The organism is Pantoea sp. X-Soil-TKNS-1207 (assembly GCF_059730485.1).
The window spans coordinates 780,558-793,814 of sequence record NZ_AP035958.1 but is presented as its reverse complement, the minus strand read 5'-3'; the positions used below and the strand labels follow the sequence as shown (position 1 = coordinate 793,814).

The following is a 13,257-nucleotide window of genomic DNA, read 5'->3' as shown; positions in this document are numbered from 1 at the left end:
TCTGTTACCTGTTTTTTCCTGTTTGTACCTGAACCAGGTACGGGCCAGCCTCACTGGCCGATTAACTTACTTCGCGGCCTGCGCCACTTCATTTGCAACCCGCTCGGTTGCATCAGGAATCGCCACCTGACGGGCCTTTTCCGCCATCGTCAGCAACGTGGTGCGATCCCAGTGGCGCAGTGTCTCCGCGACCACAGCCGCGGTAAACTGCGGCTGCTCAAAAATTTTGGCTGCGCCCGCCTTCTCCAGCGGCAACGCATTCCAGTACTGCTGACGATCTTTATGCTGAAAAGGCACAAAAATCGCCGGTAAACCTGCGGCAGCCACTTCACTCACGGTGAGTGCGCCGGAGCGACAAACCACCACATCAGCCCAGGCGTAGGCAGCGGCCATATCATCGATAAACTCGGTGACTTTATGCTGCGGCTGCCCCGCATCGCGGTACGCCTGTTGCACCGTCTCCAGTGCGCCTTTCCCGGTCTGATGCCACAGGGTGATCGCATCACCCAGAGCAGCAGCCACCTGCGGCAGCGTCTGGTTAAGGATGCGCGCCCCCTGGCTGCCCCCCACCACCAGCACACGTACCGGACCGGTGCGACCGGTCAGACGCTCGGCTGGCAATGGCAGCGCCAGCACATCAGTACGTACCGGATTGCCGACCACGTCCGCTTTGGGAAACGCGCCGGGAAACGCCTGCATCACTTTGGTGGCGATTTTCGCCAGCCATTTGTTAGTCAAACCCGCGATGCCGTTCTGTTCATGCAGCACCACCGGGATGCCGCAGCTCCAGGCTGCCAATCCGCCAGGACCGGAAACATAACCGCCCATACCCAGCACCACATCCGGCTGCCACTTTTTCATAATGCTGCGCGCCTGACGCCAGGCATTGAAGATGCGCAGCGGTGCCAGCAGCAGCGCTTTCACACCCTTTCCGCGCAAACCGCTGATGCGGATAAACTCAATCTCGATACCGTGTTTCGGCACCAGATCGGCTTCCATACGATCCGCGGTTCCCAGCCAGCGTACCTGCCAGCCCTGCTCCATCAGATGATGGGCGACAGCCAGACCGGGGAACACATGCCCGCCAGTACCGCCTGCCATCACCATCAGTCGCTTCCCACTCATCGACCACCTCGGGTAAACGCCTGGGCTTTTGCCAGACGCGTTTCATAATCTATGCGCAACAAAAACACGATCGCCGTCGACATGATAATCAGACTGGAACCACCGTAACTGATCAGCGGCAGCGTCAGACCTTTGGTCGGCAGCATACCGGCGGCAGCACCGACGTTAACCAACGCCTGGAAGCTGAACCACACGCCGATGGAGCAGGCCAAAAAGCCGGAGAAACGCTGGTCAATCTCAAGGGCGCGGCGGCCAATCGACATCGCGCGAAAAGCGACGAAGAATACCATTAACAGCGCTAAAACCACACCGGCATAACCCAACTCTTCACCGATGATGGAGAAGATAAAATCGGTGTGCGCTTCCGGCAAATATTCGAGTTTCTGCACCGAATTTCCCAACCCCTGGCCCCAGAATTCACCGCGACCAAACGCCATCAGCGACTGGGTTAACTGGTAACCGCTACCGAAGGGATCTTCCCACGGATTCCAGAACGAGGTCACACGACGCATACGGTAGGGTTCCGCGATAATCAGCAACACCACCGCGAACATGCCGGAACCGATGATGGCAAGGAACTGCCACAGCTTGGCACCGGCCAGAAACAGCATCGCCAGCGTGGTGACAAACAGCACCACCACCGTACCGAGGTCCGGTTGCGCCAGCAGCAACACCGCCAGCACCACCATCACGCCCATCGGCTTACAGAAGCCCCAGAAGTTATTACGCACCTCTTCCACTTTGCGCACCAGATAGCTGGCGAGGTAGCAGAACAGTGACAACTTCGACAGCTCGGCGGGCTGGATACGCAGCGGTCCCAGCGCAATCCAGCGCGATGCGCCGTTGACCGAGCTACCCACCACCAGCACCACCAGCAGCATCAGCACCGTCACTACCAGCATCACGTTGCTGTAGCGCTGCCAGAAATCCATCGGTACGCGCAGCGTAACCAGCGCCATACCCAGCGCCAGCACGATATAAAAAGCGTCGCGCTTGGCGAAGTAGAACGGGTCTTCATTCAGACGCTGCCCCACTGGCATGGACGCCGAGGTCACCATAATGAAACCGACAATCGCCAGTCCTAAGGTCAGCCACAACAGCGTGCGGTCATACAACACCACCGGCGCGTCTTCATTCTCACGGGCGCCCATCACCCAATCTTTCAGGCGAAGGGAGAGGAAGCTGGCTACACCGAGACCGGGAATTCGCATCAGCCCAACTCCTTCGCCAGTTGCGCGAACTGGTCGCCGCGCTGTTCAAAATTACGGAACTGGTCAAGGCTGGCGCAGGCCGGAGACAGCAGCACCATATCGCCCGCCTGAACCTGCGCGGCGATTTGCGTCATCGCCTGCTGCATGGTCTCGGTGCGTGTGGCGATTTCCGGGCGCAGCGCTGCCAGCGCATCGCCGTCACGGCCAAAGCAGAACAGCTTCACCTTGTCGCCCTGCAGGTAAGGTGCCAGCGGGCTGAAGTCGGCCGATTTGCCATCGCCGCCCAGCAACAGCCAGAGCGTGCCTTTCACCTGCAAACCGTTCAGAGCGGCTTCGGTGCTGCCGACGTTGGTGGCTTTGGAATCGTTAATCCAGCGCACGCCGTTGGCTTCATGCACCAGCTGAAAACGGTGTGCCAGCCCGGTAAAGGTGGTGAGCGCTTTCAGGCTGGACGCGCGCGGGATGTTAACCGCATCGGCCAGCGCCAGCGCCGCCAGGGCGTTGGTGTAGTTGTGCTGACCCACCAGCTTCATTTCGTCGGTGTTCAGCACTTTCTCGCCCTTCACCCGCAGCCAGGTACTGCCCTGCTGGCGGTTGAGATGGTAATCACCGATATCGATGCCAAAGCTGACGCAGCGGGTATCCGCGCCGCGCACCGGCATGGTCATGCCATCATCGGCATTCACCACGCAGACGCTGGCGTTTTCATACACGCGCAGCTTGGCAGCACGGTACTGCTGCATCCCCAGCGGATAGCGATCCATATGATCTTCTGTCACGTTGAGGATGGTCGCCGCGGCGGCTTTCAGGCTATGCGTGGTCTCCAGCTGGAAGCTGGAGAGTTCCAGCACATACAGCTGCGCCGGTGATTTCAGCAGCGACAATGCCGGTAAACCGATATTGCCGCCGACACCCACCTGCCAGCCTGCTGCACGCGCCATTTCGCCCACCAGCGTGGTGACGGTGCTTTTACCGTTGGAGCCGGTAATCGCCACAATCGGTGCCTGCGCTTCGCGGCAGAACAGCTCGATATCACCCACAATCTCGATACCGGCATCCGCGGCTTCGCTCAGCGCCGGGTGCGCCAGCGCAATGCCTGGGCTGGCGATGATCAGATCCGCCGCCAGCAGCCAGTCGCTGTTCAGGCCGCCCACATAGCGCTCCACCTGTTCTGGCAGCTTGTCCAGCCCAGGCGGTGAGACACGGGTGTCCATCACGCGGGGCGTTACGCCCTGCGCTAAAAAGAAATCAACACAGGAGAGGCCGGTCAGGCCCAACCCGATGATGACGACTTTTCTGCCCCGATAGTCAGCCATGATTAACGTACCTTCAGCGTTGCCAGGCCAATCAGCACCAGCATCAGCGAAATAATCCAGAAGCGCACGATGACGCGCGGCTCCGGCCAGCCTTTCAATTCATAGTGGTGATGGATCGGTGCCATGCGGAAAATACGTTGTCCGCGCAGCTTGAACGATCCCACCTGTAGGATCACCGACAGCGTTTCGACCACGAACACGCCGCCCATAATCACCAGCAAAAATTCCTGACGCAGCAGCACCGCAATGGTGCCCAGCGCGCCGCCGAGCGCCAGCGAACCCACGTCGCCCATAAACACCTGCGCCGGGTAGGTGTTGAACCACAGGAAGCCCAGACCCGCACCGACAATCGCGGTACAGACAATCACCAGCTCACCGGCGTGGCGCAGATACGGAATATGCAGATACTCAGCGAACTTAACGTTACCGGTCGCCCACGCCACCAGCGCAAAGCCCGCCGCGACAAACACCGTCGGCATAATTGCCAGACCATCCAGACCATCGGTCAGGTTGACGGCGTTGCCGGTGCCGACAATCACGAAGTAGGCCAGCAGGATGTAGAACAGCCCCAGCTGCGGCATGATGTCTTTAAAGAACGGCACCACCAGCTCGGTAGCCGGGGTGTCTTTGCCCGCCAGGAACAGCGCAAACGCCACGCCCAGCGAAATCACTGACATCCAGAAATATTTCCAGCGCGCGATCAGGCCTTTGGTGTCTTTGCGGACCACTTTGCGATAATCATCGACAAAGCCAATCACACCAAAGCCCACCAGCACCACCAGCACGCACCAGACATACGGGTTCGACGGATAAGCCCACATCAGCACCGAAATGGTGATGGAGGAGAGGATCATAATGCCGCCCATGGTCGGAGTGCCGCGTTTACTGAAGTGCGACTCCGGGCCATCGTTACGCACCACCTGGCCAATTTGCAGCTTCTGCAACCAGGCAATCAGGCGTGGACCCATCCACAATGAGATGAACAGAGCGGTCAGCAGGCTGACAATGGCGCGAAACGTCAGATAGGAAAAGACGTTAAAGCCGGAATAAAGTGCGACCAAATGCTCGGCCAGCCAGACTAGCATGTTCCTTTCTCCTGTAAGCTCTGTACTACCTGCTCCATGGCGGCACTACGCGAACCTTTAATCAAAATGGTAATGTCCTGATGTTCGGACAACAGCGTCCGCAAACGTTCAATCAGCGCGGCTTTGCTGGCGAAATGTTCGCCGTTGCCGCTGTTTTCGCTGATCAACTGGCTGAGCAATCCGGTGCTCAGCACGCAATCAATACCGGCCGCTTTGGCCGCGTCGCCCACCTGACGATGGCAGGCTTCCGCCTCATCGCCCAGTTCCGCCATATCGCCAACCACCATCACGCGATAGCCCGGCATATCGCCCAGCACCTGCGCGGCAGCAGTCATTGATCCGACATTGGCGTTGTAGCTGTCGTCGAGCAGCAGTTGACGCTCGGCCAGACGGACCGGGAACAAACGACCCGGCACCGGCTGCAAGGTTTTCAGACCGGCCTGGATGGCGCTCAGCGGCGCATCCACCGACAGCGCCAATGCCGCAGCGGCCAGCGCGTTAGCGATGTTATGACGTCCTGGCAGCGGCAGCGTGATGGCGATATCGCCACGCGGCGTGTGCAGCGTGAACAGGGTCGCATCGGCGCGCAGCTCAATATCGCTGGCACCGAACTCCACCTCCGCCTGCGGTTGCGGCGAGAAGCGCCACAGGGTTTTTCCGGCCAGCTGTGGCTGCCAGTTGGCGAGGTCATTGCTGTCGGCGTTGATGATGGCCGTGCCGTGGCGCGGCAAACCGGCAAAAATCTCACCTTTGGCTTTGGCGACACCGGCCAGCGACCCGAAACCTTCCAGATGGGCGGCGGCGAGATTATTCACCAGCGCGGTTTCCGGGCGCACCAAATCGGTGGTGTAGGCGATCTCACCCTGGTGGTTAGCACCCAGCTCAATCACCGCGTAATCATGTTCGCTGCTGAGACGCAGCAGCGTCATCGGGACGCCGAAATCGTTATTCAGGTTGCCTGCGGTATACAGCGTTTCACCGCACTGACGCAGGATCGCCGCGGTCATCTCTTTGACCGAGGTTTTGCCGGAGGAACCGGTCAGCGCCACCACGCGCGCCTTCACCTGCTGGCGCACCCAGGCACCCAGGCGGCCAAAGGCAATCCGCGTATCCGCCACCACCACCTGCGGCACAGCGACCGGCAAGTGCTTACTCACCAGCAACGCCTGCGCGCCGCTGGCAATCGCATCGCCAACGAAGTCATGCGCATCAAAACGTTCACCCACCAGCGCGACAAACAGGCAGCCTGCCGTCACTTTGCGCGTGTCGGTGACCACTGCGTCAACGGTGATGTCGCTGCCGTAGAGGGTGCCACCGCTGATTTCCGCCAGCGTTGCGAGGGATAACGGGATCATGCCATCACCCCCAGCAGACGGGCGACGGTGTCGCGGTCGGAGTAGTCAAGACGGCGGTTGCCGACAATCTGGTAATCTTCATGGCCTTTACCGGCCACCAGCACGATGTCATCGGCTTTGGCCTGCATAATGGCGTTGGTCACCGCCTGTGCGCGGCCTGCTACGACGCGGGCGCGGCCGGGATCGAGCAGTCCGGTCAGAATGTCGTTGACGATCGCCTGCGGATCTTCACTGCGCGGGTTGTCATCGGTGATGACCACCACGTCTGAAAACTGTTCTGCGATGGCACCCATTAGTGGGCGCTTACCTTTGTCGCGATCGCCGCCACAGCCGAACAGGCACCACAGCTGGCCTTTGCAATGCAGGCGCGCCGCTTCCAGCGCTTTTTCCAGCGCGTCAGGGGTGTGGGCGTAATCAACCACAACCGTTGGCTTGTCGGGCGCGGTGAACACTTCCATGCGGCCAGTCACCGGCAGCAGCTGCGACGCGCTGCTCACCAGCGCATCGAGCGGATAATCCAGCGACAGCAGCGAGGCCAGTGCCAGCAGCAGATTGCTGACGTTAAAAGCCCCCATCAGGCGGCTGTCGAACTCGCCATCGCCCCAGCTGGAGCTGAAGCGGATGTGCGCACCGCCATCGTGATAATTCACGTCGGTGGCTTTCAGCCAGCGACCACGGCAGCCAGGTTGCAGATTATCTTCCATGGTGACGGCGACGGCATCCGGCAGATTTCCCAGCCAGCGGCGTCCAACTTCGTCATCGGCGTTGATAATCGCGACGCCAACCTGATGTTCAGAGAACAGCAGCCATTTGGCGGATTCGTAACTCTGCATATCACCGTGATAATCGAGATGATCGCGGCTCAGGTTAGTAAATACCGCGGCGGCAAACGGCAGCGCGGCAACACGATGCTGCACCAGACCATGCGAGGAGACTTCCATCGCCGCCAGCGTTGCCCCCTGGCTCACCAGATCATGCAACACATGCTGGACATCCACCGCTGAACCGGTGGTATTTTCCGTCGGCGCCAGTTGACCGTACAGGCCGTTGCCAACCGTACCCATCACCGCGCCGGTTTCACCCAGCAGATTGGCCCATTGGGCGATCAGCTGGGTAGTGGTGGTTTTGCCGTTGGTGCCGGTGACACCGATTAATTTGAGCTTTTCAGCAGGCTGCTGATAAAAGCGTCCAGCCAGTGCCGAGAGACGCTGCGGCAACTGCGCCAGATAGATAACCGGGACGCCGTGCATTTCACGGATATCCCCATCGCTGGCCTCACCCTCGGCTTCGGCAATCACTGCCGCTACGCCCTGGGCAATAGCCTGCGGAATAAATCGACGTCCATCAGCATGATGGCCCGCCACGGCGATAAACAGATCGCCAGAAGCCGCAGAGCGGCTATCCAGTGTCATGTCACGGAGTGGACGCGCCGGCGCGCCCGGCACCCATGGGGCCAGTAAGTCGCGCAGGTTACGATCTGTCACTTGATTCCTCACTTCTGTTCTTCACCAACTCGTTCTTATCATTCACCGGCAGCGCATCGGGTTCGATATTCATGGTACGCAGCACGCCGCCCATGATGGCACCGAACACCGGCGCGGAGACCGCACCACCATAATATTTACCGGCCTGGGGATCGTTGATCACCACCACCAGCGCGAAACGAGGATGACTGGCAGGCGCAACACCTGCGGTATAAGCGATGTATTTATTGACGTAGCGCCCGTCCGGTCCGACTTTTTTCGCGGTACCGGTTTTGATCGCAATGCGGTAGCCCTTGATGGCGGCTTTAACACCGCCGCCGCCAGGCAATGCGACGCTTTCCATCATATGCACCACGGTTTTCACCAGATCTTCCGGGAAAACACGTTCACCGGCGACCGGTGGATCAACTTTGGTAATCGACAGCGGGCGATAGATGCCATAGCTGCCAATGGTTGCGTAGACTCGCGCTAACTGTAACGGCGTTACCATTAGCCCGTAGCCGAAAGAGAAGGTGGCCCTCTCTATGTCAGACCACCGTTGTTTTTGAGGATATAAGCCACTGCTTTCTCCGACCAACCCCAAATTGGTCGGCTTACCCAGTCCAAAGCGCGCGTAAGTATCGACGAGTGCTGAGGACGGCATCGCTAACGCCAGACGGGAAACCCCGACGTTACTCGACTTCTGCAAAACCCCGGTCAGGGTCAATTCGCTGTAGCGCGCCACATCTTTGATCTCATGACCATTGATACGATACGGCACGGTATTCAGTACGCTGTTTTCCTTCACCACACCGCGCTGTAAGGCGGTCATCACCACCATCGGCTTGACGGTGGAGCCAGGTTCAAAGATGTCGGTGATGGCGCGGTTACGCATCACATCTTTCGGCGTGTTGGCAAGATTGTTCGGGTTATAGGCCGGGCTGTTCGCCATCGCCAGCACTTCACCGGTGCTGACATCCACCAGCACCGCAGAGCCGGATTCCGCTTTGTTGAACGCGACGGCGTTATTCAGTTCGCGGTACACCAGCGCCTGCAAACGCTCATCAATGCTTAGCGTCAGGTTATGCGCCGCACGGCTATCTACCGAGGAGATGTCTTCAATGACGCGGCCGAAGCGATCTTTACGCACCGTACGCTCGCCCGGTTCACCGGTCAGCCATTTGTCGAAACTTTTTTCCGTGCCCTCAATGCCCTGACCATCAATGTTGGTGAAACCAATCAGATGCGCGGTGACCTGGCCCGCCGGATAGTAGCGGCGTGACTCTTCGCGCAGATAGATGCCCGGCAGCTTGAGTTTCTTCACGTATTCGCCAATCGCCGGATTCACCTGGCGCGCCAGATAGACGAAGCGGCCTTTCGGGTTGGCATTGATGCGGGTAGAGAGCTGGTCGAGGGGAATCGACAGTGCATCGGAGAGGGCTTTCCAGCGGCTGTCGAGGGAGACGCCGCCGTGTTCATTCAGTTCTTTCGGATCGGCCCAGATAGCATTCACCGGGACGCTCACCGCCAGCGGACGACCGGCACGATCGCTGATCATGCCGCGTGCCGTGGGCACCGCCTGTACGCGCAACGAACGCAGATCCCCTTCTTTCACCAGTTTGTCAGGATTGATCACCTGCAACCAGGCCACACGAGACAGCAAGCCACCCAGCGCCAGTAAAATACAGCCGCACAGCAACGCAAAACGCCAGCTTACAAAGCTGGCCTTATCTTCCGGTTTTTTTAACTTCAGCGTTTTGCTTGCGCCGCTCATTAGGTTCCGCGTTTCCTTATTGCTGCACCACAATGTTTTCCTGCGAAGGATCGACATGCTGCATTTGCAGTTTGTCCGTTGCGATTCGTTCTACCCGGCTGTGGTCGCCGAGGGCGTTCTCTTCCAGAATCAGGTTGCGCCATTCGATATCTAACGCGTCACGCTCCAGCACCAGCTGTTCGCGCTCCGCCGTCAGACGACGCGTTTTGTGCGTCGTCGTCACCACCAGCATCGCGGAAACCAGCACCGCTATCAGCAACAGCACCGGGATCTTGCCGAAGCGCAGCAGATCACCACCAATCACTCCGGGTAAACTGTGGCGCTCGTTTCCGATCATTCCGCGGTCCTCTCAGCGATACGCAGTACCGAACTGCGTGCTCGTGGGTTATCAGCCACTTCGGCTTCTCCCGGCACCAGTTTGCCGAGGGTTTTCAGATCCCGACCGCCCAGCGCTTTCAGCTGCGTTTCGGTCATCGGAATACCGGCCGGTACCTGCGGACCCCGACTCTGGTCGCGCATAAAGCGTTTCACCAGGCGATCTTCCAGTGAGTGGAAGCTGATCACCGACAACCTGCCGCCGGGGGCCAGTACCGACAATGCCCCTTTCAGCGCGATGTCGATCTCTTCCAGTTCGCTGTTGATCCAGATACGAATCGCCTGAAAACTGCGTGTCGCCGGATGTTTAAATTTATCTTTGACCGGTGTTGCCGCCGCGATCACCTCGGCCAGCTCTTTGGTGCGCGTCATCGGCTGCTCGCGATTGCGCTCGACAATCGCGCGGGCAATGCGTTTCGCGAAACGCTCCTCGCCGTAGGTCTTCAGCACAAAGGCGATATCCGCTTCTTCCGCACTGAGCAACCATTCCGACGCCGACTGTCCGCGCGTCGGGTCCATGCGCATGTCCAATGGCCCATCACGCATGAAAGAGAAACCGCGTTCGGCGTCATCCAGCTGCGGCGATGACACGCCCAGATCCAGCAAAACGCCATCGATCTTGCCACTCAGCCCGCGCTCGGTAACGTATTCCGCCAGTGCGGAAAACGGCCCATGCACGATCGAGAAGCGCGGATCGTTTATCTCAGCGGCTGCGGCTATGGCTTGCGGATCGCGATCTATCGCCAGAAGTTGTCCGTTCGCGCCCAGCTGCGAAAGGATCAATCTGGAGTGACCGCCGCGACCAAAGGTACCGTCAATGTATATGCCGTCTTCCCTGATATTGAGAGCGTTTACCGCCTCATCCAGCAGCACCGTGGTGTGTTTGAAATTTTCCTGCATAGCTATAGCGACAAGTCCTGCAACCGCTCAGATAAAGGTTCCTGAGCCGACTGTTCTGCGTCAATATCGTCCTTAACTTGTTGATACCAGGTCTGTTCATCCCACAGTTCAAACTTGTTGAACTGGCCGACCAGCATCACTTCTTTGCTCAGACTCGCATGTTGACGAAGGGTATTCGCCAGCAACAAGCGGCCTGCATTATCCATCTGACACTCACTGGCATGGCCCAACAGCAGTCGCTGCACGCGACGTTCGACAGGGTTCATGCTGGATAAGCGAGACAGCTTTTTCTCAATGATTTCCCATTCGGGAAGGGTATAAAGCAGCAGGCAGGGCTGATGGAGGTCGATGGTGCAAACCATTTGACCCTGAGACTCTGCGATCAGCAATTCACGATAGCGTGTTGGTACAGCCAGTCGTCCCTTGCTGTCGAGATTGACTAACGTTGCCCCACGGAACATGCCAGCCTCACCCCTCAGATACCCTTTTTCACCACTTTATCCCACATTTTACCACGAAACGAGTTTACGGAGCCGAGGAAATCCTTGTCAAGCCGCAACGGCGAGTGAATATCACTCTTTACAGGGCGTGAAATTATTCGGAGAAGGGAATAAGAAGGCGATGAATGGCAAAATAAAAATTAACCTGATGAATAATGGAATAAAAATTTTCACCCAATAAAAAATGGTGAAAAATAAAGCGCTTTTGCTCGTTAAGATAAATATCCCACGATATGCGACGACGGCTGCATTTTAGGGGATTTCCGAAAGGAAGCCCAGCATCATCGCGGCAGCTCTGCTACCGCTCGTTGCTGAAGATGTAAACAAATAAGAAAAGGTAGTCGGCTTAATTTGTTAGCCAGCAGGCTGAGAATTTACGCTTTTTTACGTGAAGGGCGGCCGGGGAAATAAAAAGGTGGTTAAATAAACATGGGCAGCACGCTGCCCATGATTCATTTTGGCCGACGACTTAATTGACCGCGGCGGAATAAATTACGGCGGATACGTGTTAACCCCGGTTTTGGTTTCCGCGGCTCATCCAGCGACGCTAAAACCAGTTCCAGAACACGCTCGGCGACATCGCGATGACGCTGGCCCACCGCCAGCACCGGACATTCAAGAAAATCCAGTAATTCGTGGTCGCCAAAGGTGGCAATCGCCAGATCGGTCGGCAGACGTCCGTCACGTTTCAGCGTCACATCCATCACGCCCTGCAACAGGCCAAACGAGGTGGTGAACAGCGCTTCAGGCATCGGGTGATCGTCGAGGTACTTCTCGAACAGGGCCGCCGCCGCAGTGCGTTCAAAGCTGTTGCAGTAAATGTAATCGATCGGGCGTTCATCGCCTTTCCACGCCTCACGAAAACCCATCTCGCGCAGGAAGCTGACCGACAACTCCGGCAGCGCGCCGAGGAACAGTACGTTTTTCACCGGCAGCTGACGCAATTCAGCCCCCAGCGCCTGGGCATCATCCTGATCGGCACCCACCACGCTGGTGAAGTGTTCACGATCCAGCGCGCGATCCAGCGCGATAATGGGCAGCGGATCATTGATCCAGCGCTGATAAAAGGGATGTTCCGGCGGCAGTGAGGTCGAGACGATGATCGCATCGACCTGACGCTGCAACAGATGTTCGATGCAGCGCATTTCGTTGTCGGGTTGATCTTCAGAGCAGGCGATCAGCAGCTGATAACCGCGCTGACGTGCCTGGCGCTCAAGATAGTTGGCAATACGGGTGTAGCTGGTGTTCTCCAGATCGGGGATCACCAGACCGATGGAGCGCGTACGCCCCGCGCGCAGGCCTGCCGCCACGGCATTCGGGTGGTAATTGTATTCACGCACCACCGCCATCACTTTTTCGACGGTTTTGTCGCTGACACGATACTGCCGCGCTTTACCATTAATCACGTAGCTGGCCGTGGTGCGCGACACGCCTGCCAGGCGCGCAATTTCATCCAGTTTCACGATGACACCTTAATTCCTGATAAGCCCTGCTGGCGAAAAAGTCCGCAGATTAGCTAAGGGTAAAACATTTGTAACATCTAACCGCAGAAAACTATGCTGAGCAACCGCTTTTATCCGCGAGGGTGTGCAAGCGCATAAAATAAAAAAACCCGGCATTCCGCCGGGTTAGCATCGTGACGCCATGGAGATTGCAGCAATTAGCGCATGATGCGATCGCCGCGCGACACGCCGACGATACCGGAGCGCGCCACTTCAACAATTTCCGCCACATCACGCACGGTGTTGAGGAACGCATCCAGTTTGTCGCTGGTGCCGGCCAGCTGAACCGTGTACAGCGTTGGCGTGACGTCGATGATCTGACCACGGAAAATCTCCGCGCTGCGCTTCACTTCCTCACGGCCATAACCGGTGGCCTGGATTTTCACCAGCATGATTTCACGCTCAACGTAGGCACCCTGCCCCAGCTCGCTGACACGTAACACGTCCACCAGCTTGTGCAGCTGCTTCTCGATCTGCTCCAGCACTTTTTGGTCGCCGACGGTTTGAATCGTCATGCGCGACAACGTGGGATCGTCCGTCGGGGCAACTGTCAGGCTTTCGATGTTGTAGCCGCGCTGTGAAAACAGCCCAACCACGCGGGACAATGCGCCGGATTCGTTCTCCAGCAATACCGATAAAATGCGACGCATA

The 13,257-nt window shown here is 58.1% G+C and carries 12 protein-coding genes; all 12 read right to left on the bottom strand.

The genetic code is table 11. The annotated features are described in order from the left end of the window. Positions 1–66: 66 nt before the first annotated feature. The 12 genes from murG to ilvN all read right to left on the bottom strand — a co-directional run bounded on the left by murG (position 67) and on the right by ilvN (position 13,256). The gene (gene murG, locus AC6I8V_RS03535) at positions 67–1,125 is read right to left on the bottom strand and encodes an undecaprenyldiphospho-muramoylpentapeptide beta-N-acetylglucosaminyltransferase (protein WP_497844549.1); all 1,059 of its coding nucleotides are present in this window, start codon (positions 1,123–1,125) and stop codon (positions 67–69) included. Next, positions 1,122–2,336 (bottom strand): cell division protein FtsW, encoded by a 1,215-nt coding sequence (gene ftsW, locus AC6I8V_RS03530; RefSeq protein WP_497844548.1) that lies wholly within the window; start codon positions 2,334–2,336, stop codon positions 1,122–1,124. Before ftsW ends, murG begins: the two co-directional genes overlap by 4 nt. Beyond that, positions 2,336–3,652 carry a UDP-N-acetylmuramoyl-L-alanine--D-glutamate ligase gene (gene murD, locus AC6I8V_RS03525; protein ID WP_497844547.1) on the bottom strand — a complete coding sequence of 439 codons (1,317 nt, stop codon included), beginning with the start codon at positions 3,650–3,652 and terminating at the stop codon, positions 2,336–2,338. The genes ftsW and murD overlap by 1 nt, the downstream gene beginning before the upstream one ends. Before the next feature lie 2 nt (positions 3,653–3,654). After that, positions 3,655–4,737, bottom strand: a complete 1,083-nt coding sequence (gene mraY / locus AC6I8V_RS03520) for a phospho-N-acetylmuramoyl-pentapeptide-transferase (protein ID WP_497844546.1) — start codon at positions 4,735–4,737, stop codon at positions 3,655–3,657. After that, the gene (gene murF / locus AC6I8V_RS03515) at positions 4,731–6,092 is read right to left on the bottom strand and encodes a UDP-N-acetylmuramoyl-tripeptide--D-alanyl-D-alanine ligase (RefSeq protein WP_497844545.1); all 1,362 of its coding nucleotides are present in this window, start codon (positions 6,090–6,092) and stop codon (positions 4,731–4,733) included. The genes mraY and murF overlap by 7 nt, the downstream gene beginning before the upstream one ends. Then, complete coding sequence (gene murE, locus AC6I8V_RS03510; RefSeq protein ID WP_497844544.1) at positions 6,089–7,576, bottom strand: UDP-N-acetylmuramoyl-L-alanyl-D-glutamate--2,6-diaminopimelate ligase; 1,488 nt, start codon at positions 7,574–7,576, stop codon at positions 6,089–6,091. Before murE ends, murF begins: the two co-directional genes overlap by 4 nt. Then, positions 7,563–9,329, bottom strand: coding sequence for a peptidoglycan glycosyltransferase FtsI (locus AC6I8V_RS03505; RefSeq protein WP_497844543.1), 1,767 nt, complete (start codon positions 9,327–9,329; stop codon positions 7,563–7,565). Before AC6I8V_RS03505 ends, murE begins: the two co-directional genes overlap by 14 nt. A 16-nt stretch (positions 9,330–9,345) precedes the next feature. Next, positions 9,346–9,666: a cell division protein FtsL gene (gene ftsL, locus AC6I8V_RS03500; RefSeq protein ID WP_497844542.1), complete on the bottom strand. Its 321-nt coding sequence runs from the start codon at positions 9,664–9,666 to the stop codon at positions 9,346–9,348. Continuing rightward, positions 9,663–10,604 carry a 16S rRNA (cytosine(1402)-N(4))-methyltransferase RsmH gene (gene rsmH, locus AC6I8V_RS03495; RefSeq protein WP_497844541.1) on the bottom strand — a complete coding sequence of 314 codons (942 nt, stop codon included), beginning with the start codon at positions 10,602–10,604 and terminating at the stop codon, positions 9,663–9,665. The genes ftsL and rsmH overlap by 4 nt, the downstream gene beginning before the upstream one ends. Positions 10,605–10,606: 2 nt before the next feature. Then, on the bottom strand, positions 10,607–11,065 hold the full coding sequence (gene mraZ, locus AC6I8V_RS03490; RefSeq protein WP_497844540.1) for a division/cell wall cluster transcriptional repressor MraZ: 459 nt from the start codon (positions 11,063–11,065) through the stop codon (positions 10,607–10,609). Between the two features lie 491 nt (positions 11,066–11,556). Next, positions 11,557–12,567, bottom strand: a complete 1,011-nt coding sequence (gene cra, locus AC6I8V_RS03485; protein ID WP_497844539.1) for a catabolite repressor/activator — start codon at positions 12,565–12,567, stop codon at positions 11,557–11,559. A gap of 197 nt (positions 12,568–12,764) precedes the next feature. After that, entirely contained in the window at positions 12,765–13,256 is a 492-nt protein-coding gene (ilvN, locus tag AC6I8V_RS03480) for an acetolactate synthase small subunit (RefSeq protein WP_497844538.1), read from the bottom strand. Between the last annotated feature and the right edge of the window lies 1 nt (position 13,257).